At 56.9% G+C, this 751-nt stretch carries 1 protein-coding gene; it reads right to left on the bottom strand.

Going from position 1 to position 751, the window contains the following annotated elements; all coding sequences use genetic code 11:
- On the bottom strand, positions 1-751 hold a 751-nt coding region (locus ACF8EA_RS00705), incomplete at both ends, for an IS256 family transposase (RefSeq protein WP_392520946.1).

Raw genomic sequence — 751 nt, forward strand, 5'->3', positions numbered from 1 at the left:
AAATTGATTCATCGCGCTTTTCCAATCATGGGCCGGTTTCCCCCAATTGGCTGTTATGTTGCGCAATCCCAGCCAAATCAGTTTGGTCGCTGCGTCATCATTCGGGAAATGCCCGCGAGTCTTGATGACCTTGCGTAGCTGGGCGTTGATGCTCTCGATGGCGTTGGTGGTGTAAATCACCTTCCTGATGGCCGGTGGGAAGACGAAAAATGGAATCACTCGATCCCAGGCGCGCCTCCAGGCAGCCACCACCGTCGGATATTTCTCTCCCCACGGCCCGTTCTCAAACTCATCGAGCGCTTGCTCAGCTGCTTCGGCATTGATGGCTTGGTAAATCGGTTTCAGCTCCTTGGCCAGAGCCCGTCGCTTGTCCCAGGCCGCGTAGTCGAGGCTGTTGCGGATCAGGTGCACGATGCACGTTTGCAATGTCGTCTCTGGAAACACGGTACTGAGAGCCTCTGGCATACCTTTGAGACCATCGGTCACGGCAATCAGCACATCTTCGACACCGCGCGTCTTGAGATCGTTAAAGACCTTCATCCAGAACTTCGCACCCTCGGTGTTCTCGATCCAGATGCCCAGGATATCCCGCGTCCCGTCGGGGAGAACGCCCAGGGCCAGGTAAATGGCCTTGTTGCGCACCAGGCCCTCTTCGCGGATCTTCACCCGCAGCGCATCGAAGAAAATGACCGGGTACATCGGCTCCAGTGGCCGCTGTTGCCACGCGCCAATCTCTTCCATGACCTCGTCT

The organism is Pseudomonas sp. YQ_5, assembly GCF_043103305.1.
Lineage (GTDB): Bacteria > Pseudomonadota > Gammaproteobacteria > Pseudomonadales > Pseudomonadaceae > Aquipseudomonas > Aquipseudomonas putida_Y.